We start from the raw sequence: 23,941 nt of genomic DNA on the forward strand, positions 1-23,941 counted from the left end.
ATTTCCCCTGGCGGTTGGTGATGTCCCTGGCCTGGGAGGCCTATCGGGCCGGGAGCCTGCCGGTCGGCGCGGTCGTGCTGAACGGGTCCGGCACACCGGTCGGGCAGGCGCGAAGCACCCGTCATGAGGACATCCAGGTTCCCGGGCAGCTCGCCAACACGCGGATCGCGCACGCCGAGGTCAACGCGCTCGCCCAGCTACCCATGCAGGGCTCGTTCCAGCAGCACGTCCTCTACACCAACGTCGAGCCCTGCTGCCTGTGCATGGGCGCCGCGCTGCAGACCGGAGTCGGTGTCCTGCACTATGGCTGGCGGGATCACTTCGGCGGGGCGGCGACGTCCATGAGCGTGCACAATCCCCAGCTTGCTCGACGCAGCTTCGAGGTCGTCGGGCCCACCGACGGCGCGGTGGAACGGGTGACCGGCCTGCTGATGACCTGCCACTACTTTTACCGGCGGCCAGGCCGGGGAGTGGCGAGCGTTCCCTGGCGCGAGGAGCTGCCCGAGATCGTCGCGGTCGCGGCGCGGGCGGATGTGGCCGCCACGATCGGCCAGGCCGCCGCATCTGCGGCGGACCTCGATACGTTGATCGACGCGTTGCGGGCCCCGCTCGGACTCACTGTCCGCGGACCTCACCGCGTCCTGCCGGCAGCCGAGCCGAACCGGGCTGGGCCTGCCGTCTGACCCGGTGCGCGGGGGCGCGCGGCGGGGCAGGTCAGACGACGTCGCGTTTCTCCGGGAAGTGGCAGGCGACCTGGTGGCCGGGGGCGCGTTCGAGCAGGGGCGGGGCGTCGGTGCGGCAGATCTCCTGGGCCTTCCAGCAGCGGGGGTGGAAGCGGCAGGCCGCCGGCGGGTTCAGCGGGCTCGGCACCTCGTCGCGCAGGCGGATGCGTTCGCGGCGGCGGTGGCTGGTGGGGTCGGGGATCGGCACCGCGGACAGCAGCGCGTGCGTGTAGGGGTGCAGGGCGCCGGAGAACAGGTCGGTGCGCTCGGCGAGTTCGATGATCTGCCCGAGGTACATGACGGCGACGCGGTCGCTGATGTGGCGCACCATCGACAGGTCGTGCGCGATGAACAGGTAGGTCAGGCCGAACTCGGTGCGCAGGCCGTCGAGCAGGTTGATGATCTGCGCGCGGATGGACACGTCGAGGGCGGACACCGGCTCGTCGGCGATGATGAGCTTGGGGCGGGTGGCCAGCGCCCGGGCGATGCCGATGCGCTGGCGTTGCCCGCCGGAGAACTCGTTGGGGTAGCGGTTGTAGTGCTCCGGGTTGAGGCCGACGAGTTCGAGCAGTTCCCGGACCCGGGCGCGGATGCCGCCGCGGGGCGTCTGTTTCTGGATGCGCAGGGGCGCGGCGACGATCGCACCGATGGTGTGGCGGGGATTCAGCGACGAGTACGGATCCTGGAAGATCATCTGGATGTCGCGGCGCATCGGGCGCAGCTCGCGCGTGGACCGGTGGCTGATGTCCCGCCCGTCGAAGACGACCGTACCCGACGTCGGTTCGAGCAGCCGGGAGATGAGCCGTCCCGTCGTCGACTTGCCGCTGCCGGACTCGCCGACCAGGCCGAGCGTCGTGCCGCGGTCGATCGCGAAGCTGACTCCGTCGACGGCACGCACCGCGCCGGCGCCGCGGCGCACCAGCGTCCCGCGGCGCACCGGGAACAACTTCGTCAGCTCGGTGACGCGTACCAGCTCATCGCCGCCGCCCGCCGCGCGGCCCCGCCCGCTGCCGGCCTCGGCAGCCGATGCCGGTATGCCGTCGCCGGGCGGTGGCCCGGCGGACTCCGTCGGTGCAGCGCCCTCGCGGGTCACCGAGGCCGGGGCGTCCCTGGCCGGAATACCGGTGGCCGGGGCGTCCCTGGCCGGAGTACCGGTGGCCGGGGGATCGGTCGTGGGAGTGTCGGTGGTGGGAATATCGGTGGTGGGAGTGTCGGTGGTCAGATTGTTGGTCATAGCGTCGGGAGCACCTCGTCACGCAGCAGTCGCCGGCGTTCCGCGACCGGGAGGTGGCAGGCCACCTGGTGGCCGGGGGTGGTCTCGGCAAGGGGCGGGCGCGTCGTGCTCGTCGCCGGGCCGGCGAGCTCGCGGTAGGTACAGCGGGGATGGAACGGGCAGCCCGGCGGCGCGTTGATCAGGCTCGGTGGGCTGCCCGGGATGGTGCGCAGCGTGGTCTCGAGCTGGCGGTCGAGTCTGGTGATCGACTGCAGCAGGCCCCAGGTGTAGGGGTGTTCGGCGTGGGCGAAGACCTCCTCGACTCCGCCGTACTCCATCGCCTGCCCGGCGTACATCACCAGGATGTCGTGGCTGATCTCGGCGACCACGCCGAGCTCGTGGGTGATGATGATGATCGCCGAGTTGAACTCCTTCTGGAGCTCGCGCATGAGGTCGAGGATCTGCGCCTGGACGGTGACGTCGAGGGCGGTGGTCGGCTCGTCGGCGATGAGCAGCTCCGGGTTACACGACACCGCCATGGCGATCATGGCGCGTTGCCGCATGCCGCCGGAGAACTGGTGCGGGTAGTCGTCGAGGCGCCGGGCGGGCTCGGGGATGCCGACGAGGTCGAGCAGCTCGGCGGCGCGTCGGCGGGCCGCCGACTTGCTCACCCGGTTGTGCACCCGGTACGCCTCGACGATCTGCTCACCCACGGTGAACTGCGGGTGCATCGACGACAGCGGATCCTGGAAGATCATCGCCATCCGCCGGCCGCGCAGCCCACGGACCCGTTCGGCCGGCGCGGTGACGAGATCCTCGCCGTCGAGGCGGATCTCCCCGGAGACGCTGACCCGCCGGCCACGCCGGTGCAGACCCATGATCGCGAGGCTGGTGACGCTCTTGCCGGAGCCGGACTCGCCGACGATGCCGAGCGTGCGGCCGCGTTCGACGGAGAAGCTGAGCTTGTCCACGGCGTGCACGACGCCGTCGTCCGTGCGGAAGCTGACCGTGAGATCGCGCACCTCCAGGAACGGCGTGCCGCTCGGCGCCGGCGCCGGCGCCGGCGCCGCGGCGGGGGTCGGGGCTTCGGTGGCGGACGTGGTGTCGGTCATGACGGCCGCACTCTCGGGTCGATGAACGCGTAGGCGACGTCGACCAGGACGTTGGCCAGGATGATGAAGAAGGCCGCGAACAGCGTCACCCCCATCGTCACCGGCAGGTCCTGGGTGTTCACCGCGTCGATGGAGATGGCGCCGAGACCGCGGAAGCCGAACGTGTGCTCGGTGAGGATCGCGCCGCCGAACAGCACCCCGAGGTCGAGGCCGAAGATGGTGACGATCGGAGTCAGCGCGGGGCGCAGCGCGTGCTTTCCGATCACCGTGCGCTCGGTGAGGCCCTTCGCCCGCGCCGTCCGGACGTAGTCCTCACCCAGAGTCTCGATCATGCTGGCCCGGGTCAGCCGCTGGTAGTTGGCTGTGTAGAGCAGCGACAGCACCAGCCAGGCCGGGATCAGGTTCCACGCCCACAGGGCCGGATTGTGGGTGAAGTCCACGTAATGGACGTTGTCGATGATGTGCCATTTGTAGCTGACCAGCAGCAACAGCAACAGTCCGGTAAAATACACCGGCAGCGACACGCCGGCCAGCGACACCGCGGCGGCGATCCGGTCGAACAGGCCGCCGCGGCGCACCGCCGAGAACACCCCGGTGCTCACGCCGACGACGAGGAAAAGCACGGCCGCGCCGATCGACAGCGACGCCGTCACGGGCAGCGCGTCGACGATCTCCGACCACACCGGCTGGTCGTTACGGAAGGAATACCCCAGGCACGGCGCCGGGCACCAGCTTCGATCCGAGCCGGAGTCGAAGTGGCGGCCGACGAAGACGCCCCGCAGGAAATCCCAGTACTGGTCGACGTACGACCGGTCCAGGCCGAGTTTCCTCGTCACCCCGGCGATGGTGGCGGGGTCCGGGCTGCGCCCGGCGAACAGCACCGCAGGATTGTTGCCCAGCGCCTTCGGGACGACGAAGAAAAGCACGAAGGCGAGCACGCTGACCAGCCACAGGATGACGATGCCGCCGATCAGCCGGCCCAGGATGAACCTGGCCACGTCACCTCCCTCGGACTCGGACTCGAACACCACGAACACCACGAACACCACGGACCCGCTGGCACCACGGACAGTGGTTCGAGACCGGGCCCGCGCCGGTGGAAACCCGTGGCGGGGTGCCACCGGCGCGGACCCGTTCAGTCACGCGACGTCATCTACTCGACGTCATTGACGTGTCGACGCCGTTCACTTGACGACGCCGAACTGGGCGAAGTCCGCCATGCCGTACGCGGAGGTGAAGTAGATGTTCGTGGTGCGGTCGCTGAACAGGTTCAGCGCCTTGTCGTAGACCAGCGGAATGTAGGCGGCGGACTTCACGACCGCCCTGTCGGTGTCGGTCCAGATCTGCTGGGCCTTGGCCTCGTCGGTGGTGGCGGTGCCGTCGTCGAGGCCGGAGTTGACCGCCGGGTCGTTGAGCTCTGCGTAGTTGCTGTTTCCGGCGGCGAGGATCTTGCGACCGTCGACGATGGAGCTCAGCATCGCGTACGGCGTCGGCCAGTCCGGGCCCCAGGCGGCCATCGCCAGCCCGATGCCGTTCTTGTGGACGTTCGCCGGGATGCCGATCGTCGAGGAGAAGTACTGCGACGGGGCGCTCTTGTTGATCGCCACCTTGACGCCGATCTTCGCCAGCGACGCCTGGACCGCCTCGGCCTGCGCGACCTCCTTGCCGTTGCTGCGGCTGGCCAGCGTGGTGGAGAAGCCGTTCGGCTGACCGCAGGCGGTGAGCTCCTGCTTGGCCTTGGCGACGTCGCCCTTGCTGCCCGCGGTCGGGAACAGGTCGAAGGACTTGTAGTACTTCAGCGGCGGGGTGAGCATCGTCGAGGCGACCGCCCCGCCGCCGACCGGGCCGCCGCGGGCGAGTTGCTGGGCGGTCTTGTCGAGGGCGTAGGCGACGGCGTTGCGGCAGTGGACGTTGTCGAACGGCTTGACCTGCGTCATGACGGACAGGTAACGGATGAAGCCGGTGACGTCGTTGGTGGTCCGGTCCTTGCGCAGCGACGGATCGCCCAGGATCTTGTTCTGCGCGCTGATCTGCACGCCGGTCTGCCCGACGTAGAAGTCGGCGCTGTTGGCCAGCAGCCGGTTGTCGACGTCGTCGAGGTCGAGGCCCATCGTGACCTCGATGCGGTCCGGCAGCGCCTTGTTCACCGTGTCCGTCTTCGGGTCCCAGTTCGGGTTGCGGACGAAGGTGATGATCTTGTTCGGGGTGTACTTCTCGATCTGGTACGGGCCGGAGGAGACCGGCTTGAAGGTGTAGTTGGCGCCGGTGTCCCTGGCCTTCGGCACCGGGGTGACGCCCGGCAGCGCCATGACGAAGTTCCAGTCCGCGAACGGCTTGTTCAGGTGGAAGGTGATCGTCTTGTCGTTCGGGGTCGCGACCGACTTCAGGCCCAGCTTGTTCGGGTCGGTGTCCTTGTAGGGGCCCGGGTAGGGGGCGGCGGGGTCGTCGAGGTAGTCGATGAGGTAGGTCGGGCCGCCGTTGATGACGTCGGTGGCGAACACCCGCTCGACGGCGTACTTGATGTCCTTCGACGTGATCGGCGTGCCGTCGGAGAACCTGATCCCGTCCTTGAGCGTGTACGTCCAGGTCTTCAGGTCGGTCGACGTCGGCACCGCGGTCGCCAGGTCACCGGTGAGCTTGGGCGTGCCCGGCTGCGGCACGTAGGTGACGAGCTGGCGGGAGATCCAGCGCTGCTGGTCCCAGCAGTTCGCGTAGTACGTGCGGGCGGGGTCCCAGTAGTCGCAGTCGGAGTCGTTCAGAGCGCGCAGCGTCCCACCCTTCTTGTCGGAGGTGTGCAGGACCGCGTCGCTCGCCCCCGACGACGCACCGCTCCCCGACGACGCACCGCTCCCGGACGACGCACCGCTCCCGGACGACGAACCGCTCCCGGACGACGAACCGCCCTCCGACGACGAGGTCGCGCCGCCACCGGTCGCGCGGCCGCTGGACCCGCCGCCCCCGCTGCTGCCGCCACACGCGGCCAGCACCAGCCCGGTGGCGGCGACGAGCGCCCCCATCCGGATGAGATTTGCACGCCGTTTCACTGAATCTCCCTCACACGTGTGCCGGCCCCGCCGCGTTGCGGGCGTGGTCGGCCCGGATGTCCCGCGGGATGACCGGCGCGGGAAGCCGGAGGGCAGCGCCGCGGGGGCGCCGCGGGTGGAACGCGGTCACCGACCGCCGCGCGGGTCGAAGGCGTCGCGCAGGCCGTCGCCGAGCAGGTTGAACGTGAGCACCGTCGCGAAGATCGCCAGCCCCGGGGCCAGCATGAAGATCGGCTCGATGCTGTACCAGCCGTGCGAGGCGACGGCCAGGGAATCACCCCAGGAGGCGGTCGGCGGCCGGACCCCGACCCCGAGATAGGACAGCGCCGCCTCGTTGAGAATGTTCGTGGGAATGAGCAGCGTCGCATACACGAGGACCGGCGCGGCGACGTTCGGCAGCAGCTCCCGGAACATCACCGTGAACGTCCCCGCGCCGAGCGAGCGGGACGCCTCGATGAACTCCCTTTCCCGCAGCGACAGCACCTGCCCGCGGACGATGCGCCCGATGTACGGCCAGGCGAATATCCCGATGACGAAGACCAGTACCCCGATCCGCAGCCCCGAACCCGACAGACCGAACGCCTTGTTCGGAATCACCGCCACGATCGCGATCGCGAACAGCACCGACGGCACGGACAGCAGCAGATCCATCAGTCGGGCGATGATCGTGTCCCACAGCCCGCCGAGATACCCCGCGAGCATCCCGAGAACCGTGCCGATGATCACCGCTGTCGCGGTCGCCAGCAGCGCGACCAGCAGTGACACCCGCGCGCCGTAGACGGTCCGGCTGAAGATGTCCCGACCGTTGACCGGCTCCACCCCGAGCAGGTAATCCCAGCTCATCCCGCCGAAACGCCCCCGCGGCGCGGCGGTGTTCGGATCAAGAAGGTCGTAGTGCGGCTCGTTCGGCGGATGCCCCAGCAGCGAGACGACGACCGGTGCGAATATAGCGATCAGTGCGAGGAGGATCAGGAAGACTCCGCTGATCACCGCGGGTTTGTCGCGCCTCAGCCTGATCCAGCCGGATCGCCACAGCGAGCGACCCTCCGTCGAAACGACGGGCGGGGCGGCAACGGATTCGACCATCATCTCGCCCGGCGGAGCCGTCATCGTCCCACCACCACCCATCCTGGCCGCGAATTCGTCTGCCCGATGCGGTCGCGGGAACGCTAGCCAGCCGCAGTGGTGATGAATAGCCGTGGACGGTAGTTGACCCGGAAACTTTTCGTCTTCGCTACATGGCGCGCGCCGTCGACATCATCAGATTCGCCCCGGACATGTTTCGAAGACATCGATGTAACCGCGGCGTGTCGATCACCCCCATGGACCCGGTGCCACATCCACTCGTATCGGTCGCAAAGGGTCAGATCGGGCGGCCTCCGTCGCGCCGCGGGTCACCTCCGCGTGTCATCCCCGCCCCGCCACCGGGGGTAGGAGGCCGTGCTGACCCAGCCGCCGTGGGCGAGGCGGTGGGGTTCGGTGACGGTGGCGGTGCCGGTGGTGGTTCGCAGGATCCGCACGGTGCCGTCGTCGCAGCCGGTGGAGAGGGTGGTGCCGTCGGCGGCGCCGGCCCTACACTCGCGATCCGTGCCGCTGGCCGAGCTCGACCGAGGGTGCGCGTCCCACCGGCCATGTTGCACGCGGCCCTGAACCGGCTCGGGTGGCCGTCGCGACGCGGCGGCGGACACGACGGAGGAGACCTGGCACGACGGAGGAGACCTGGACGGAGGAGACCTGATGGACCTCGGCAGCTTCCTCGACCATGACGGCCGACCCGCGGTGCAGTTCGAACGCGACTATGCGCAGCCGCCGCAGCGGGTCTGGCGGGCGGTGAGCGACCCGGACGAGCTCGCCCACTGGTTCCCCTCGCGGGTCACGATCGAACCGCGGGCCGGTGGCCTCGTCGCCTTCTCCGGTGACCCCCATCTCGCGGACACGTCCGGGCGGGTGCTGGTCTTCGAGCCGCCGCGCCGGCTGGCGTTCACCTGGGGCGGCGACGAGCTGCACCTGACGCTGGGACCATCCGGCGAGGCGGGAACCCGGCTCGTGCTCGTCAACGTGCTCGACGACCGGTCCGCCGCGGCCCGCAACGCCGCGGGTTGGGCGGTCTGCCTCGACGAGCTCGACCGGACCGTCGCGGGACGGCCCGGCGACGGCCCACAGGGACCCGCCGCCGCCGCGGCCTGGCGGCCGTCGTACGAGGCCCACCTGGCGGCCGGCCTGCCCGGCGGCGCCCTGGTGCCCGCCGCTCCCTGACCCCGTTCCCTGCCCGCCGTTCCCTGCCCGCCGTTCCCTGCCCGCCGCTCCCCGACCGCGTTGCCCGGGCCCGCGTCGCAACGGGGCTGGGCCCGACCCGTGCCCGCTCAGGCAGCGGTTGGGGTCAGCGGCTCGCCTGCTCGCCTGCCCGGCTGCGTGCGCCGGCGCGGCCGGCCTTCTCCGCTCGGGCGCCTGCCCGCGAACGGGTGCGGATGTGCCTGCGGGTGCGGGCGTGGGCACCTCGGCGAGCCGCCGTTGTCGCGTCGGCGGCCGGCGCGCGTTCGAGCTGCGGGGTCGCCTCCGGCTTGCCCGCGGTGGGGGTGCCGTGGGACCCGCCCAGAGCGGGGATGCCCTGGGACACGCCCGGGGTGGGGGAGCCCTGGCTCTCGACCAGGCCGTCGGGGACGTGGCGGGTCGGGCGGGGTCCGATCGGCAGCGGGTGATCCGGGCGCAGGCTTGCGACGATCCGCCAGACGGCCCGGTAGCCGTGGGTCACATGGAGGTGGTAGTCGAGGTCGCCGGTGCTGAGGAAGCGTTCGGCGCAGGCGAGGTCGGAGCGCGGGCAGGGGTAGACGGTCACGGGGGACCTCCCACGGGCGGATCGCGGTCGCCGCCGCGGATCACGCTCCCCGCCGCGGATCACGCTGCGGGCGATCACCGTGGGGCCATCTCGGTCGGGAACGCGGCGACGCAATGCTGCTGGTCGGCTACGACAATGTTTCACGGTACGGTCCGCGGTCGGCATGCGCATCCCGGGCGGGGCAGACTGGAGGCATGCCTAGCGCGCCGTCCTCGTCCCCCGACCCGACCGGTGGCATCCGGCTGCCAGTGACCGCACCGGACGCCGAGGGTGAGGTGGTCGAGCTCTGTCGGGACCTGCTTCGCTTCGAGTCGGTCAACCGCGGCAACGGTGACGGCCACGAGCGGCCGATCGCCGAGTACGTCGCCGCGAAGCTCGCCGAGGTGGGGATCGAACCGACCATCCTGGAGTCGGAGCCGGGGCGCACCAGCGTCGTGGCCCGCATCGAGGGCACCGACCCGTCCCGCGCGCCGCTGCTCATCCACGGCCACCTCGACGTGGTGCCCGCCGACGCCAGCCAGTGGCGGGTGTCGCCGTTCTCCGGCGAGGAGGTCGACGGCTGCCTGTGGGGGCGTGGCGCCGTCGACATGAAGGACATGGACGCGATGACCCTCGCGGTCGTGCGCGACCTCGCCCGCTCCGGCCGCCGTCCGCCGCGCGACCTCGTCGTCGCCTTCCTGGCCGACGAGGAGGCCGGCGGCGTGCTCGGCGCCCGCTGGCTCGTCGAGCACCATCCCGAGCTGTTCGCCGACTGCTCCGAGGCCATCGGCGAGGTCGGCGGCTTCTCCTACACCGTCTCCGACGACCTGCGGCTCTACCTCATCGAGACGGCCGAGAAGGGCCTGGCCTGGATGAAGCTGACCGCGTCCGGCCGGGCCGGGCACGGGTCGATGATCAGCGACGACAACGCGGTCACCGCGCTGTGCGAGGCGGTGGCGCGCCTGGGGCGCCACGAGTTCCCGCTCGTGCTCACCCCGACGGTGCGGGTGTTCCTCAACGAGCTGGGGGAGGCGCTCGGCGTCGAGTTCGACCTCGACGACCTGCAGACCACGGTCAGCAAGCTCGGCCCGGTCGCCCGGATGATCGGCGCGACGCTGCGCAACACCGTCAACCCCACCCAGTTGCAGGCCGGCGAGAAGGTCAACGTCATCCCGGGCGAGGCCACCGCCTACGTCGACGGCCGCTACCTGCCGGGCCAGGAGGAGGAGTTCATCCGCCAGCTCGACGAGATCCTCGGACCGGACATCCGCCGCGAGTGGGTCGTCCACGACGGGGCCGTCGAGACCGGTTTCGACGGGGCGCTGGTGGAGGCGATGGGCGCCTCGCTGCGTGCGGAGGACCCGATCGCCCGGCCGGTCCCCTACATGCTCTCCGGCGGGACGGACGCCAAGTCCTTCTCCCGCCTGGGGATCCGCTGCTTCGGGTTCTCCCCCCTGCTCCTGCCCGCGGACCTGGACTTCTCCGGGATGTTCCACGGCGTGGACGAGCGGGTCCCGGTCGAGTCCCTGCGCTTCGGCGTTCGCGTCCTGGACCGTTTCCTGCGCGCCTGCTGACTCCGCGTCCAAGCCCGGCCCGTCCAAGCCCGGCCCGTCCAAGCCCGGCCCGTCCAGCCCGGCCCGTCCAGCCCGGCCCGGCCCGTGGAGGGGCCGCCGACCGACCGTTCTGGACGGGCCAGCGGCGAAGGTGTCGTCCCCGTCCTTCAGCCGGCGTCGGGAACGAAACGGGGAACGGCGTAGGTGTCGGTGATCGGGTCGAAGCGGATCCGGACCCGGTCGCCGATCTGGACGGTCTCGGGGTCGCAGTCGACGATGTTGGCGATGATGCGGCAGCCGGCCCCCTGCGTCCCGTCCAGCTCGACGACGCCGGAGACGTAGGGCACGACGTCGGCTAGCTGCGGGGCGAGCGGGTGGCGGACCACGGTGAAGGTGTAGATCGTGCCGGTTCCCGGCAGGTCGGTGTAGGTGAACGCGTCGCCCTGACAGGTGAAGCAGAACGGTTCGGCGGGGAAGACGAATGTGCCGCAGGCGTCGCACCGGGCGATGCTCAGGCGGCCGGCCAGGGCCGCGTCCCAGAACGGCTGGGTGCGCTCGTCGGCCATCGGGTCGGTCAGGCGCGCGGGGAACACGCCCCGTTGGAGCTGGGTCATCGTTACCTCCGCAGAAGGGTGCCGCTGACGGGCAGGCCGGCCGGGCCGCCGGTGACGAGGGCGATCTCGGCGCCCTCGACCTGGTTCACGGCGACGCCGCGCAGCTGTTCCACGGCCTCGCGCACGTGCGTCATCCCGATGATGTAGGCCTCGGACAGGTGGCCACCGTGGGTGTTCACCGGGATGGTGCCGCCGTCGAACCGGATGTTGCCCTCGGCGACGAACGGGCCGCCCTCGCCGATCCCGCAGAATCCGTAGTCCTCGAGCTGCATGATGACCAGCGGCGAGAAGTGGTCGTAGAGCAGGGCGACGTCGACGTCCTGGGGTCCCACCCCGGCCATGTCGTACATCCGCCTGGCGACGGTGCGATGGCCGCTGGAGGCGAAGTACTCGTCCGGCATCTGGAAGTAGCTGAAGATGGCGCTGCCCCACCGGCCGGCGCCGCCGTTCGCCGAACCCATGATGTAGACCGGCGGCTGACGCAGGTCCTGGGCGCGCCGCGCCGAGGTGATGACCGCGGCGACCGCGCCGTCGGTCTCCATGGTGTAGTCGAACAGGCAGAGCGGGTCGGAGATCATCCGGGTGTTGAAGTAGTCGTCGAGGGTCAGCGGATCGCGGCGGATCGCCGTCGGCCGCTTGATGGCGTTCTCGCGCTGCGAGATCGCCACCTCGGCGAGGTGCTCGCGCTTCGTGCCGTACAGCCTCATGTGCCGCTGGGTGAGCAGCGCGAAGCTGTTCCCAGGGGAGATCAGGCCGCTGCCGGCGGCCAGGACGGCCCCCGGCGAGATCCGGCCGGCCCCGTACGGGCTGCCCCCGCCCCCGCCGCCGCCCCCGCCGCCGCCCTCGACCTGGGTGCCGCCGAGGCGACGGGCCGCCTGCTGCAGCGTCATCACGGTGACGCACACCTCGGCCTGGCCGGAGACGATCGCCGCGGCCGCCAGGCCCAGCGACCCGGCCATCCCGCCGCCGCCGGAGGTCAGCGTCGCGGCGAACCGCACCTCCGGCACGCCGAGGATCGAGCCGACCGTCGCCGGGTCGATCGAACTGGAGTAGATCGTGAAGCCGTCCAGGTCGTTGACGGTCAGCCCGGCGTCCGCCAACGCCGCCAGGATGGCCTTGCAGGCCATCTCGGTCTCGGTCTGCGGCAGCGACTGTCCCCGCCTGTAGTATGGCGTGTAGCCGATACCCGCGATCGCGGTCTGGTCCTTCATGGTCGGATGTACGGGTCGTTGTGGGTCATTGCTCTCCTGCCCTCCGGAAACGCGGGTGGCCGTCGCGACCGGCGAGGTCGCCCGCGGCCGCCCGGGCACGACGTCCGAGGCGGACGTCAGCCGATCACCTTGCTGTCGCGCAGCCTGGCCAGCTCGCCGTCGCCGAGGCCGAGGAGCTCACGCAGGACCGGTTCGGTGTGGGCGCCGGTCAGGCAGCCGCCCCGGGCCTGGGTCGCCGAGCGGGAGAAGCGGACCGGCGGGCCGATCCGCAGGTGCTCGTCGAACACCGGGCTGTCGGCCAGCGCGCCGTACTCCGCGCCGAGGGTCTCGTCGGTGAGCAGGAGCTGCTCGGGCTCGACCTCGGCGACCTCGACGGCGCCGACGTCGGCGCCCGTCAGCAGCCGTTCCCATTCGGCGGCGGGGCGGGTCGCGAGGATCGTCGCCAGCAGCGCGGCGAGCTCGGCGCCGCGTTCGGCGCGCCCGGCGGCGGTGGCATAGCCGTCGTCACCGAGCGCCGCGACGGCGTCTGCCGCGACGGCGTCTGCCGCGACTGCGTCTGCCGTGTCCGCGCCTGCCGTGTCCGCGCCTGCCGTGTCGGTGAGCGCGGCGGCCAGCTCCCGCCACTCCCGGTCGCTCGGCGCGGCGAGGAACAGCAGGCCGCGCGCGGTCGGGTACATCCGGTACAGCGCGTGGAACCCGTAGCCGTCCGGGTCGACGGTCGGGGACGCGGGCCGGCCGGGGTAGTCGACGACCCGGTCGAGCAGGGCGTGCGTGCCGGTGCCGAGCATGGTGACGGTCAGCGGGGGAAGCAGGCGGCCGCGGCGCCGAGCGAGCGCGCCGAGCAGCATCGTCGACGCGACGCCCAGCGCGGCGATTCCGTCGGCCTGCAGGTTGAGCACCGCGGACGCGGCGAACAGCCGGTTGGCGGCGAGCTTGACATCGCGCATCGTGCCGGTGGCGCTGGCGGCATCCGGCGCCTCCGCGAGGGCGAGGCCGATCGCCGCTCCGATCGACGGGGCGTACGCCGGACGATGGCCGAACGGGCCGTCGGTGCCGTAGCCGGGGGCGTTGACGTAGACCAGGTCCGGGTTGATCTCGCGCAACGTCTTCGCGTCGATCCCGGTCCGTTCGGCCGCGCCGGCGCGGAAGCCCTGCAGCACGATGTCGGCGTGCCGCACCAGCCGGTGGACGAGGCGCCGGCCCTCGTCGGTGCCGAGGTCGAGGGCGACGCTCTCCTTGCCCTGCACGACGCGGGCGCCGCCGGCCTCCGGGAACGGCAGGATCCGGCGGATCTCGTCGCCCTCCAGGGACTCGACCTTGATGACGCGTGCCCCGAGGTCGGCGAGCATCGTCGCCCCGAACGGCGCCGCGAACATGACGCCGAACTCCAGCACCGTCAGGCCGGCCAGCGGAAGCCCCGACGACGGCGGATCGGGCTCGGCCGTACCGGCCTGGCCCGCAGCGACGGCGGCCGGATCCCTGGTGCCGGCCGCGTGGGTGGCGCGCAGGACGGGTCCGTGCTCGTCGAGGCGGGGCGCGGGACGCGGCGGCGAGAGCGGCCCGCCGTCGACGTGGACGAGGGACGAGGGACGGCGCACGGGACCGCGCTCGGGGTCCTCGACGACGACGTCGCGGCCGTCGTGGCGGATCTGCGGGTGATCGAGGGCGCCGACGCCGGCGCGGAAGATCTCGGCGTTGATGTCGGGGTTGGTGTCGAAGACGTGGCGCCACTGGGCGAGGGTGCGCGACGCGACCTTGCCCAGCATGTACTCCCACAGCTCGGTGCGCAGTTCCTGCGTCTCCAGGAACGGGAAGCCCTTCCACTTCGGGTCGGCGAGCATTTCGATCATGTCGAACTCCTGCAGCATCGCGCCGAACAGCCGCGGCTGGACCTGGGCGAACTGCAGCCAGTGGCCGTCCTTCGTCGGGCCGACGAGCAGCGGGTAGATCAGGCCACCCACCGGCTCGCCGGCCGCGGTGGTCGCCGCGACCGAGGTGAACGCGTCCGGCCAGCGCAGCGCGACGAGCCGCTGGAACCAGGCCCACGTGTCGAGCATCAGCACGCCGCGCACCAGGTCGGCCTCGACGTGCTGGCCCCGCCCACTGGACTCGCGTTCGACGAGCGCGCCGAGCAGTCCCTGCAGCGCGCTGTGCGCCGCGCCCCAGCTCGCGAACGGGACGGAGACGAACGCCGGGCCGCGGCGGGTGACCATCGCCCGCTTGGCGTGGAACAGACCCAGCTTCGCCATCACCATGCCCTCGTAGCCCTTGAGGTCGGCCCATGGTCCGGTCGAGCCCCAGCCGCTGATCGCCACGCTGACCAGCCGCGGGTTGAGCGCGACGAGCCGGGAGGCGGTGAGGCCGAGCCGCTCGGCGGTGCGCGGGCGCATGGTCGTGACCAGCACGTCGGCCCGGGCGATCAGCCCGTCGAGCAGGGCCCGGTCGGCGGGGTCGTGGTGGTCGAGCACGGCGCTGCGCTTGCCCCCGGCGACCGCCGGCCAGGCCGCCTCCGCCCGCAGCGGGCTCCCGCCGGGCGGTTCCACCAGGACGACGTCGGCGCCGGCCTCGGCCAGGAACTGGGTGGCGAACGCGCCCGCCATCGTCGTCGACAGGTCCACGACCGACAGTCCGGCTAACGGACCGTCTCCCGTGGCCTGGTCGTGTGGGGTGGAGCTCATGCGGGCTGGCCTCCAGGGGAGTTCGGCGCGCCGGCCGCCCGGACGGTTCGCCTGACGGCGGCGGGACGAGGGGTTGCGGGGACGAGCAGTTACGGGCCGATGGGCGTGGCAGCCCCGGCGACGGGCGTCACACGCCGAGCAGGTCGGCGAGGGCGCCACGGTGGGTGGCCGGGTCGCCGAACATGACCCGGTCGGCGGCCGCCCGCCTGAGGTAGAGGTGCGCGGGGTGCTCCCAGGTGTAGCCGATGCCGCCGTGGATCAGGATGTTCTCCTCGGCGCAGGTGTAGAACGCCGTCGAGCAGTAGGCCCCCGCCACCCGGGCCGCCACCGGGAGGCCCGCCGCGCCGTCGGCCGCTGCCCACAGCGCGTGGTAGGCGGCCGAGCGGGCCGACTCGACCCGCAGCAGCAGGTCGGCGCACCGGTGCTTGATCGCCTGGAAGGAGCCGATCGGCCGGCCGAACTGGACCCGCAGCTTGGCGTACTCCACGGCCATGTCGAGCACCCGCTGCGCGCCGCCGACCTGCTCGGCGGCGAGCTGTGTCGCGGCGACGTCGCGCACCCGGACCTGCACGGCCGCGCCGGTTCCCGCGGCGCCGACCAGCCGGGCCGGCGCCGCGTCGAAGGCCACCCTCGCCTGCCGGCGGGTGGCGTCCAACGTCGCGGTGGCCGTCCGGGTGAGGCCGGCGGCGTCCGCCTCGACAGCGAACAGGCTCGGCCCGCCCGGCGCCGCCGCGACCACCAACACGACGTCGGCGTTCGCGCCGTCGACGACGTGGCCGACCGTGCCGGTCACCCGCCAGCCGCCGTCCGCCGGCGAGGCGGTCGCCTCGAGCGGCGCACCGGTGCGGCGCTCCTCGGTGGCGAAGGTCGCGCGCAGCGATCCGTCGGCGATGCCGGGCAGGTACGCCTTGTCCGCGGCCTCGTCGCCGGCCGTGAGCAGCGCCTCGGTGGCGAGCACGACGGTCGACAGGTAGGGCGCGCACAGCAGCGCCGCGCCCGCCTCCTCCATCACGACTCCGACCTCGACCGGCCCGAAGCCGGCGCCGCCGTACTGCTCGGGGATCGCGAGCCCGGTCAGCCCGAGTTCGGCGAGCCGACGCCAGACGGCCGGATCGAAGCCGTCCGGGGTCTGCATCAGCCGACGGACCTCGGCCTCGGGCGAGGTCTCCGCGAGCAGGTCCCGGACCATGGACCGCAGCCCGTCCTGCTCCTCGGTGAAGACGAACTCCATCAGGGCGCCTCCGTCCACCGGTCGGCCCGCCCGTCAGGACGACCGCTCGGAAAGCGAGTAAACCATAATCTCTTTTTGCGACCTAGCCCCCGATCGCCCGGTCGTGCCCCCGGCGGACGCGTGGCCAGGGCCGGCCCGAAAAGGGACCAATCTCTGCGCTGATAATCTGGGCTCAGGAGCCCAGCGACGTGCCCGAGCCACCGCGGCGGGCCCTGCGATGTTCAAGGAGTGCCGATGACCCCGCCCGAGGCCGTTGCCGCCGCTGCCGCGGCCGGGGTGGAGCCGGTACGGATCCCGCGCCGGGTCGAACGCAGCGCGCGGACCTCCGAGGTCGTGGCCGCCTCGATCCGGTCGCAGATCGCCCGCGGCGAGCTCAAGGCGGGAGACCGGTTCCCGCCGGAGGACGAGCTGATGGAGGTCTTCGGCATCGCCCGCACCACCCTGCGGGAGGCGCTGCGGATCCTGGAGGCCGAGGGCCTCGTCACCGTGCTGCGCGGGCGCCGCGGCGGGCCGCGGGTCACCACCCCGACCGTGGAGCACATGACCAGGATGTTCGCCCTGCTGCTCCAGATCGAGGGCGTGGCGCTGACCGACGTCCACGACGCACTCGCCGTGGTCGAGCCGCCGCTGGCGGGCCGGCTGGCCGCGAGCCACACCCCCGAGGCGCTCGCCGAGCTCACCGCGGCGATCGACGCGGCCGCGGCCGCGGCCGGCGTCGAGGACGACGGGACGGCGTTCGGCGAGGCCGCGGCCGCCGTGCACCACACGCTGCTGCGCAACGCCGGCAACACGTCCCTGTCGATTCTCGGCCAGCTCCTGCACGAGGTGATCGCGCAGTACTACCGCCGCTCCGGCCAGCACGCCACCGCCGCCGAGCGCCGTCGGGCGATCAGGTCGTACCGGAAGTTCCTCGGCCTGGTCGCCGACGGCGACGCCGCCGCCGCCGAGGAGCACTGGAACCTGCTCATGCACTACCCCGACCGCCGCAACAAGCAGCGCGTCGACCTGTACTCCTGAGCCCGGCGCCGCGTCGGCGCACCGCTGCGCGCGCGACCCGGTCGCCCGCCTACCTGGGGGCGAAGCGCTGGCCGGCGTCGAGGCGGATGGTGCCGCCACATCCCGGCGAGGCCGGCCTTGGCCGCCGTGTAGGCGACCTGGCCGATCTGGCCCTCGAACGCCGCGATCGACGCGGTGTTGACGATGACGCCGCGCTCGTCCTCCTCCGGCTCGTTGTCCTTCATCGCCCACGCCTGCAACCGGTTGAGGTTGAACGTGGCGATCAGGTTCAGCTCGACGACGCGGCGTCCGAGCGGCTACTCTAGCCCTTTAATAGACTAAACAGAAGCCGGATTTAGCCCGCGGGTCGGCCGGCGGAAGTCCAGCGGCGAGTGTCCGTCTCGACAGAGGGAGAACCACGTGACGGCGCAGCACATGACGCAACGGGGGGCGGTGGAGGCCGCCGACGCGAGCGACCCGCGCACGCGGGTGCGCGAGTGGTTACGGGCGAACTGGGACACCTCGCTGACGCTCGCCGCGTGGTGGCGGCGGCTCGCCGACGCCGGGTACGCCTACCCTTCCTGGCCGGCCGGCCTTGGTGGCCTCGGGATGGCACCGGACGATGCCCGGGCCGTGCTGGCCGAGCTGGCCGCGGCGGGGGTGATCGGGGCTCCGGTCGGGGTCGGCCAGGGGCTGGGCGCCGGCACGCTGCTGGCGCACGGCACGCCCGAGCAGCGGGAGCGCTTTCTGCCCGGCCTGGCGACCGGAGAGGAGGCGTGGGTCCAGCTCTTCAGTGAACCCGGCTCCGGCTCGGACCTCGCCAGCCTGTCGACCCGGGCGGTGCTCGACGGCGACGAGTGGGTGGTCAACGGTCAGAAGGTCTGGTCGTCCGGGGCGCTGAGCGCCGACCGCGGCATGCTGCTCGCCCGCACCAACGTCGACGTCCCCAAGCACGACGGGATCACCTTTCTGATCATCGATCTGGACCAGCCGGGGGTCGAGGTCCGGCCGCTGCGGCAGATGAGCGGCGACGCGCACTTCTGCGAGGTCTTCCTCACCGACGCCCGGGTGCCCGCCGACCGGGTGGTCGGCGCGGTCGACGACGGCTGGCGGGTCGCCCGCACGACGCTGATGCTGGAACGCTCGGGCCTCGGCGGGGAGGGCCTCGCCGGCCTGCGGCTGGTCGAGGGCGGCCGCCGGTCCGGCAACCTCGACCGGGTGGTCGCCGACGTCCTGGCGGCCCCGGCACCGAACCAGCGCGCGGGCTTCTTCCTGCCCCCCGAGGCGATGATCGCGCTGGCGCGGGAGCGCGGCCGCGGCGCCGACCCGGTGATCCGCCAGGCGCTCGCCGACTACTACGTCGAGGCCGAGGTGATCCGGCTGAACGCGCAGCGGGTCAAGGCGGCCACCCAGGCCGGCCGGCTTCCCGGCGCCGCCGGGTCGACGCTGAAGCTGGCGATCAGCCTGCACGGCCGTCGCTACCGCGACCTGATGCTCTCGCTCGTCGGTCCGGACGCGACCCTGGTCGACGCCGACGCCCCGGACGACGGCCGGCTGCACGCCACCTACTACTGGAGCTTCGCCGGCGCGATCGGCGGCGGCACCGACGAGATCCAGCGCAACGTGATCTCCGAGCAGGTCCTCGGCCTGCCGAAGGAGGCCGACGCCAGCCGGAACGTGCCCTACCGCGAGCTCAGGGTCGGCACCCAACGCCGCTGAGCGTGCGCAGATGCACGATGACTTTCAACCCATAGACGGCCGCTCGGTTGGCGCGGCCCGACTCGCGGTTCGCCGGTGCCCGGCCCGCGGCGTCGGCGGCGAGCCACCCTCTGGCGGCGGACGGAGGCAGGGAGATGGCGGACGGCGTGGACGGCGCGCAGAAGGTCGACGGCGCGCAGAAGGTCGACGGCGCGCAGAAGGCCGACGGCGCGCAGAAGGTCGACAGCGCGGACGGCGCGGCGGGCGCGGAGCGGTTCGGGGTGCTCACCGACGCGGCGATCGCGCGGTCCCGCCGGCGCGTCGGCGTGCTGCGTCCCGGCGCGGGGCGGCCGCACAACCACGAGGTGACCTGGGACGGCTCCCGGCACTTCGCCTACGGCTACGGCGACGACAACCCGCTGTACTGCGACCCGGAGTATGCCAAGGGCACCCGCTGGGGCACGCTGATCGCCCCGCCGACCTTCCTGTACACGATGGGCGAGAACATCGTCCGCAAGGCCGACCCGGAGACGAAGGCGCTGCTCAAGGGCGACCCGTTCGCCGGCCTCGGGTCCTACCAGGCGGTGATGGAGTTCGAGTGGTGGCGCCCGTTCGCCCTCGGCGACCGGGCCCGGACCATTCACTCCCAGGTCGGCGTCACCGCGAAGCGCAGCTCGTTCGGCGGCCGCACCGCCCACGTCACGAACGAGACGATCTACAGCAACGACCGCGGCGAGCTCGCCTGCCTGCAGCGCGGCACGTGGGTGAACGCGGAGCGGCACACCTCGCGGGAGCGCGGGAAGGAGCGCGAGCTGCCCGAGCCGTACACCCCCGAGCAGCTCGCCGAGATCGACGCGGCGTACGCGGCGGAGACACGGCGCGGCGGCACCCCGCGGTTCTTCGAGGACGTCGAGATCGGCGCGGAGCTGCCGACGAAGGTGAAGGGCCCGCTGACCACGACCGACGTGGTCGTCTGGCACCTGGGCTGGGGCATGCAGCTCACCCCGCCCGGCACCTTCCGGCTCGCCTACCAGGTGCGCCGCAAGGCCCCGGGGCTGTACCCGCCGAACGCGCTGAACATCCCGGACACCGTGCAGCGGCTGCACTGGGAGCCGGCGCGGGCGCAGGAGCTGGGGTTGCCGACGTCCTACGACTACGGCGGCATGCGCGAGACGTGGCTGTGCCACCTGCTGACCGACTGGGTCGGCGACGACGGCTGGCTGTGGAAGCTCTCCGCGCAGCACCGCCGGTTCAACTTCGTCGGCGACACGACGTGGGTCGGGGGCAGGGTCGTCGACAAGCGGCAGGTCGACGGCCGCAACGAGGTCCACATCGAGCTCGGCTGCACCAACCAGCGCGGCGTCGTGACCTCCCCGGCGACCGCCGTCGTCCTGCTCCCGACCCGCGACGAGCCGGTCGTCGCCCTGCCCACCCCGCCCCGCGGCACCCTCGAGGCGATGATCGAGTACGAGATCGAGCGCATCCGCCAGGAGGAGTCGGCGGCCGAGCGGGCGGAGCAGCGGTCATGACGACCAGCCTGCGCATCGGCGTCATGTCCGGCGGTTACAACGGCCGCAAGCTCACCGAGCACGCACGGCTCATCGAGTCGCTCGGCTACGACTCGTTCTGGACGGGCGAGGCCTACGGCGGCGACGCGGTCACCGCGTTGACCTGGGTCGCGGCACACACGGAGCGCCTGCGCATCGGCTCGTCGATCATGCAGCTCGACGCGCGCACGCCGTCGAACACGGCGATGACCGCCTGGGCCCTGGACCACCTCAGCCGGGGCCGGTTCAGCCTGGGCCTGGGGGTGTCCGGCCCGCAGGTGGTCGAGGGCTGGCACGGCCGGCCGTTCCGCTTCCCGCTGGCGCGTACCCGGGAGTACGTGACGGTCATCCGCAAGCTGCTGGAGGAGCAGGGGAAGATCGAGTTCCACGGTGACCATCTGAGCATCCCCTACGACGGCCCGGACGCCACCGGCCTCGGCAAGGCGCTGCGCCCCGGGTTCCCGAAGACGAAGCTGCCGATCTACCTCGCCGCCATGGGCCCGAAGAACATCGCGATGGCGACGGAGATCGCGGACGGCCTGCTCCCGCTGATGTGGAGCCCGCACCGCCTCAAGGAGATCTACGGCGACCTGATCACCGCCGCGGCCGCCCGCAACACCGCCGCCGGAGCCGATTCCGGCGCCGGAACCGGAACCGGAACCGACGCAGCCGCGGTGCCGTTCGACATCCGCCCGGCGGTCCCGGTCGCCGTCGGCGACGACGTCGCGGCCTGCCGCGACCAGGTCCGCCCGAACCTCGCCTTCTACCTCGGCGGCATGGGCGCGCGTAGCGAGAACTTCTACGCCAACCTGATCCGGCGCTACGGCTACGAGCAGGACGCCGACACGATCCAGGACCTCTATCTCGCCGGCCGCCGCGACGAGGCGGCCGCCGCGATCCCCGACGCCCTCGTCGACGAGCTGACCCTCGTCGGGCCGCCGGCCGCCATCGCCGACCAGCTCGCCGCGTGGGCGAGTTCCGGCGTCACCGGCCTGCTCATCCGCTTCGCCGACGACAAGGCGCTGCGCACCGTCGCCGAGGTCGCCTTCTGACGGCCCGGCCGGCGGGGAGCCGCTGACCGCCGGCCGACGACGAGGCGGCGGGCCGGTGGATGTGCCCGAGCGGGCGCCGTGGAGGCGCCCGCTCGGCTGTGGGACTACCGCAGCAGGGGGTCGCGGGGCAGGCCGAGGATGCGCTCGGCGATCTGGTTGCGGGTGATCTCGGAGGTGCCGCCGGCGATCGTCATGCCCCGCCAGGCGAGGGCGGAGGTCCCGGCCGCGGCGCCGAGACCCTCGGCGAACGCCGCCTCGGGGCCGGCGAAGTCGAGGAACAGGGCGGCCACCGTCTGGCCGCGCTCGGCGAGGACCAGCTTGGTGATGTTGCCCTCGGGGCCGGGCTCGCCGCCGACGACGGCCCGCTCCGCGCGACGCAGGTTCAGCAGGCGCAGGGCGTGGCCCTCGGCGACGTGCCGGCCGACCCGCTCCGCCGCCGCGGGGACGCCCGCGCCCCGCTCCCGGTACAGGTCGAAGACGTCGGCGACCTCGAACCCGCCGGAGACCCCGCCGCCGATGCTGACCCGCTCGTTGCCCAGCGTCGCCCGGGCCACCGACCAGCCCCTGTCGGGCGTGCCGACGACGTCGGCGTCGGGGACGAACACGTCGGTGAGGAACACCTCGTTGAACTCCGCCGTGCCGGTGAGCTGACGCAGCGGCCGGACCTCGACGCCGGGGTGCCCGAGGTCGATGATCATCATCGTGACCCCGGCGTGCTTGGGCGCCGCCGGGTCGGTGCGCACCGTGGCGAAGCCGCGCTGGCAGTACTGGGCGCCGCTGGTCCAGACCTTCTGACCGTTGACGAGCCAGCCGCCCTCGACCCGCTCGGCCTTCGTCCGGATGCCGGCGGCGTCGGAGCCCGCGGCCGGCTCGCTGAACAGCTGGCACCAGATCTCCTCCTGGGCCAGCGCGCGGTGCACGTACCGGTCGATCTGCTCGGGCGTCCCGTGCTGGATCAGGGTCAGGATCACCCAGCCGGTGATGCCGTAGGCCGGCCGCCGGACCCCCGCCGCACTGAACTCCTGGTCGATGACGAGCTGTAGCCCGGCGGGTGCCGCCAGGCCCCACGGCTTCGGCCAGTGGGGCTGGACGTACCCGGTGTCGATGAGCCGCTCGCGCTGCTGCGCCGCCGGCAGCGCCGCCACCTGCCGGGCGAACGCCCGCACGTCGGCGCGGGCGGCCTCCGCCTCCGGCGGCAGGTCCAGCGTCGACTCGCGGGCCACGCCGGCCAGGCCCAGCCGGGTCACGTCCGCGGCGGCCGCCCCCGGGCGCAGCACCGCCTGAAGCGTCGTCGCCCGCCGCTGCAGCAGGTGCGCGTCGTGCTCCCAGGTGTAGCCGATGCCGCCGTGCACCTGGATGTTCAGCGACGCGTTCGCCGCGAACGCCTCGATGGCCAGCGCCGCGGCCGTCGCCGCGGCCAGCTCGAACTGCGCCGGCGGCGACCCGTCGCCCGCGGCCCGGGCGGCGTCCCAGACGGCCGCCGTGCCGAGCTCCGCGGCCACCAGCATGTTCGCGAGATGGTGCTTGATCGCCTGGAACATCCCGATCGGCCGGCCGAACTGCTCACGCACCTTCGCGTACGCCGTCGCGACCTCGACCGCCTCCAGCGCCCCGCCGACCGCCTCCGCGGCGAACAGCGTGCGCGCGAGGGCCTCGGCGCGCCGGGCCGCGCCGGCCAGCACGTCGTCGTCGCCGACCGCCACCCCCCGCAGGGTCAGCCGGGCCGACCGGCGGGCCGGGTCGAGCGCGGGGGGCACCTCGACGGTCAGCCCCGCCGCGCCCGCCGGCACCACCACGACGTCGTCGCCGACGACCAGCACGAACAGCGACGCCAACCCGCCGCCGAGCACCACCCCGGAGCCACCCGACAGCACGCCGTCGGCCAGGACGAGGTCGTTGCCCGTGCCGGGGCCGCCGAGAGCGACCGCGGCGACGGTGTCGCCCGCGGCCAGGCCCGGCAGAAGCCTGGCCCGCTGCGCCGGGGTCCCGGCCGCCGCGATCACCGCGGCGGCGACCACGGTCGGGACGGCCGGCCCGGGCGCGCCCGCGCGCCCCAGCTCCTCGACGACGACCACCAGCTCCGCGAGCCCGGCGCCGCCACCGCCGTGCTCCTCGGGCAGGTGCAGGCCGAGCAGGCCCAGGTCGGCGAACTCCTTCCAGAACTCCGGCAGCGGCTCCTGCTCGGCCTCCAGTAACGCGCGGTTCGCGGCGCGAGCCTCGTGCGACGCCAGAAAGGCCCGCGTCGTGCGGGCCAGCTCCCGGTGTTCCTCGCTGATCGCGATCGCCATGCCTGCCTCCTGGCAACTCATCGCTGGTTCCGGCCCCGGCACGGCCGCCGGACGGGCCCGGCCGGCGAGGTGGGTCGCGGCAACCGTTGACGCGGACCACCGACCCTTTAGTAGAGTAAATATAAGCCTCTTTTAGAGCCGGGTGTCAGGTGCTGGAACCCGGGACG

18 protein-coding genes and 1 pseudogene are annotated in these 23,941 nt (G+C 72.6%); 7 read left to right on the forward strand and 12 right to left on the reverse strand.

What is annotated here, in order from left to right; translation table 11 throughout:
- Positions 1 to 20: 20 nt before the first annotated feature.
- On the forward strand, positions 21 to 683 hold the full coding sequence (locus AC5R91_RS00570) for a deaminase (protein ID WP_495395082.1): 663 nt from the start codon (positions 21 to 23) through the stop codon (positions 681 to 683).
- A 31-nt stretch (positions 684 to 714) separates the two neighbouring features.
- Here the strand turns inward: AC5R91_RS00570 and AC5R91_RS00575 are convergent, their stop codons facing one another.
- The 5 genes from AC5R91_RS00575 to AC5R91_RS00595 form a co-directional block, all read right to left on the reverse strand.
- Complete coding sequence (locus AC5R91_RS00575) at positions 715 to 1,956, reverse strand: ABC transporter ATP-binding protein (RefSeq protein WP_495395083.1); 1,242 nt, start codon at positions 1,954 to 1,956, stop codon at positions 715 to 717.
- Entirely contained in the window at positions 1,953 to 3,047 is a 1,095-nt protein-coding gene (locus AC5R91_RS00580) for an ABC transporter ATP-binding protein (protein WP_495395084.1), read from the reverse strand. The genes AC5R91_RS00575 and AC5R91_RS00580 overlap by 4 nt, the downstream gene beginning before the upstream one ends.
- Positions 3,044 to 4,045, reverse strand: coding sequence for an ABC transporter permease (locus AC5R91_RS00585; protein WP_495395085.1), 1,002 nt, complete (start codon positions 4,043 to 4,045; stop codon positions 3,044 to 3,046). Before AC5R91_RS00585 ends, AC5R91_RS00580 begins: the two co-directional genes overlap by 4 nt.
- A 186-nt stretch (positions 4,046 to 4,231) precedes the next feature.
- Positions 4,232 to 6,091: an ABC transporter substrate-binding protein gene (locus AC5R91_RS00590; RefSeq protein WP_495395086.1), complete on the reverse strand. Its 1,860-nt coding sequence runs from the start codon at positions 6,089 to 6,091 to the stop codon at positions 4,232 to 4,234.
- 126 nt (positions 6,092 to 6,217) lie between these two features.
- Complete coding sequence (locus AC5R91_RS00595; protein ID WP_495395087.1) at positions 6,218 to 7,201, reverse strand: ABC transporter permease; 984 nt, start codon at positions 7,199 to 7,201, stop codon at positions 6,218 to 6,220.
- A gap of 627 nt (positions 7,202 to 7,828) precedes the next feature.
- Here AC5R91_RS00595 and AC5R91_RS00600 point away from each other — a divergent pair.
- A complete protein-coding gene (locus tag AC5R91_RS00600) occupies positions 7,829 to 8,347 on the forward strand; it encodes an SRPBCC domain-containing protein (protein WP_495395088.1) in 519 nt (172 codons plus the stop codon).
- 124 nt (positions 8,348 to 8,471) lie between these two features.
- On the opposite strand, the gene AC5R91_RS00605 is transcribed toward AC5R91_RS00600, so the two are convergent.
- Positions 8,472 to 8,927, reverse strand: coding sequence for a hypothetical protein (locus AC5R91_RS00605; RefSeq protein WP_495395089.1), 456 nt, complete (start codon positions 8,925 to 8,927; stop codon positions 8,472 to 8,474).
- A 194-nt stretch (positions 8,928 to 9,121) separates the two neighbouring features.
- Between AC5R91_RS00605 and AC5R91_RS00610 the strand changes: the two genes are divergently transcribed.
- The gene (locus AC5R91_RS00610) at positions 9,122 to 10,480 is read left to right on the forward strand and encodes a M20/M25/M40 family metallo-hydrolase (RefSeq protein ID WP_495395090.1); all 1,359 of its coding nucleotides are present in this window, start codon (positions 9,122 to 9,124) and stop codon (positions 10,478 to 10,480) included.
- A gap of 146 nt (positions 10,481 to 10,626) precedes the next feature.
- Here AC5R91_RS00610 and AC5R91_RS00615 read toward each other — a convergent pair whose 3' ends face one another.
- The 4 genes from AC5R91_RS00615 to AC5R91_RS00630 form a co-directional block, all read right to left on the reverse strand.
- Complete coding sequence (locus AC5R91_RS00615) at positions 10,627 to 11,073, reverse strand: Zn-ribbon domain-containing OB-fold protein (protein WP_495395091.1); 447 nt, start codon at positions 11,071 to 11,073, stop codon at positions 10,627 to 10,629.
- Between the two features lie 2 nt (positions 11,074 to 11,075).
- Entirely contained in the window at positions 11,076 to 12,284 is a 1,209-nt protein-coding gene (locus AC5R91_RS00620) for a thiolase C-terminal domain-containing protein (RefSeq protein ID WP_495395092.1), read from the reverse strand.
- A 116-nt stretch (positions 12,285 to 12,400) separates the two neighbouring features.
- Positions 12,401 to 14,962: a CoA transferase gene (locus AC5R91_RS00625; protein WP_495395093.1), complete on the reverse strand. Its 2,562-nt coding sequence runs from the start codon at positions 14,960 to 14,962 to the stop codon at positions 12,401 to 12,403.
- A 127-nt stretch (positions 14,963 to 15,089) separates the two neighbouring features.
- Entirely contained in the window at positions 15,090 to 16,193 is a 1,104-nt protein-coding gene (locus tag AC5R91_RS00630; RefSeq protein ID WP_495395094.1) for an acyl-CoA dehydrogenase family protein, read from the reverse strand.
- A gap of 234 nt (positions 16,194 to 16,427) precedes the next feature.
- Between AC5R91_RS00630 and AC5R91_RS00635 the strand changes: the two genes are divergently transcribed.
- Positions 16,428 to 17,210 (forward strand): FadR/GntR family transcriptional regulator, encoded by a 783-nt coding sequence (locus tag AC5R91_RS00635; RefSeq protein WP_495395095.1) that lies wholly within the window; start codon positions 16,428 to 16,430, stop codon positions 17,208 to 17,210.
- Positions 17,211 to 17,308: 98 nt separating this feature from the next.
- On the opposite strand, the pseudogene AC5R91_RS00640 reads toward AC5R91_RS00635, so the two are convergent.
- Positions 17,309 to 17,497, reverse strand: a pseudogene (locus AC5R91_RS00640) (SDR family NAD(P)-dependent oxidoreductase); the annotation flags it as partial.
- Between the two features lie 112 nt (positions 17,498 to 17,609).
- Between AC5R91_RS00640 and AC5R91_RS00645 the strand changes: the two are divergent.
- From AC5R91_RS00645 to AC5R91_RS00655, 3 genes are all read left to right on the forward strand, one after another.
- A complete protein-coding gene (locus AC5R91_RS00645; protein ID WP_495395096.1) occupies positions 17,610 to 18,908 on the forward strand; it encodes an acyl-CoA dehydrogenase family protein in 1,299 nt (432 codons plus the stop codon).
- A gap of 134 nt (positions 18,909 to 19,042) precedes the next feature.
- On the forward strand, positions 19,043 to 20,416 hold the full coding sequence (locus tag AC5R91_RS00650; protein ID WP_495395097.1) for an FAS1-like dehydratase domain-containing protein: 1,374 nt from the start codon (positions 19,043 to 19,045) through the stop codon (positions 20,414 to 20,416).
- Positions 20,413 to 21,486 (forward strand): LLM class F420-dependent oxidoreductase, encoded by a 1,074-nt coding sequence (locus AC5R91_RS00655; RefSeq protein WP_495395098.1) that lies wholly within the window; start codon positions 20,413 to 20,415, stop codon positions 21,484 to 21,486. The genes AC5R91_RS00650 and AC5R91_RS00655 overlap by 4 nt, the downstream gene beginning before the upstream one ends.
- A gap of 104 nt (positions 21,487 to 21,590) precedes the next feature.
- On the opposite strand, the gene AC5R91_RS00660 is transcribed toward AC5R91_RS00655, so the two are convergent.
- Positions 21,591 to 23,774: an acyl-CoA dehydrogenase family protein gene (locus AC5R91_RS00660; RefSeq protein ID WP_495395099.1), complete on the reverse strand. Its 2,184-nt coding sequence runs from the start codon at positions 23,772 to 23,774 to the stop codon at positions 21,591 to 21,593.
- Positions 23,775 to 23,941: the final 167 nt, after the last annotated feature.

Source organism: Frankia sp. BMG5.60 (assembly GCF_059428125.1).

Coding starts and splice junctions, on each gene's coding strand:
- AC5R91_RS00570 (WP_495395082.1), top strand. CDS start 21: ATGTCCCTGGCCTGGGAGGCCTATCGGGCCGGGAGCCTGCCGGTCGGC.
- AC5R91_RS00575 (WP_495395083.1), bottom strand. CDS start 1,956: ATGACCAACAATCTGACCACCGACACTCCCACCACCGATATTCCCACC.
- AC5R91_RS00580 (WP_495395084.1), bottom strand. CDS start 3,047: ATGACCGACACCACGTCCGCCACCGAAGCCCCGACCCCCGCCGCGGCG.
- AC5R91_RS00595 (WP_495395087.1), bottom strand. CDS start 7,201: ATGACGGCTCCGCCGGGCGAGATGATGGTCGAATCCGTTGCCGCCCCG.
- AC5R91_RS00600 (WP_495395088.1), top strand. CDS start 7,829: ATGGACCTCGGCAGCTTCCTCGACCATGACGGCCGACCCGCGGTGCAG.
- AC5R91_RS00610 (WP_495395090.1), top strand. CDS start 9,122: ATGCCTAGCGCGCCGTCCTCGTCCCCCGACCCGACCGGTGGCATCCGG.
- AC5R91_RS00615 (WP_495395091.1), bottom strand. CDS start 11,073: ATGACCCAGCTCCAACGGGGCGTGTTCCCCGCGCGCCTGACCGACCCG.
- AC5R91_RS00620 (WP_495395092.1), bottom strand. CDS start 12,284: ATGAAGGACCAGACCGCGATCGCGGGTATCGGCTACACGCCATACTAC.
- AC5R91_RS00625 (WP_495395093.1), bottom strand. CDS start 14,962: ATGAGCTCCACCCCACACGACCAGGCCACGGGAGACGGTCCGTTAGCC.
- AC5R91_RS00630 (WP_495395094.1), bottom strand. CDS start 16,193: ATGGAGTTCGTCTTCACCGAGGAGCAGGACGGGCTGCGGTCCATGGTC.
- AC5R91_RS00635 (WP_495395095.1), top strand. CDS start 16,428: ATGACCCCGCCCGAGGCCGTTGCCGCCGCTGCCGCGGCCGGGGTGGAG.
- AC5R91_RS00650 (WP_495395097.1), top strand. CDS start 19,043: ATGGCGGACGGCGTGGACGGCGCGCAGAAGGTCGACGGCGCGCAGAAG.
- AC5R91_RS00655 (WP_495395098.1), top strand. CDS start 20,413: ATGACGACCAGCCTGCGCATCGGCGTCATGTCCGGCGGTTACAACGGC.
- AC5R91_RS00660 (WP_495395099.1), bottom strand. CDS start 23,774: ATGGCGATCGCGATCAGCGAGGAACACCGGGAGCTGGCCCGCACGACG.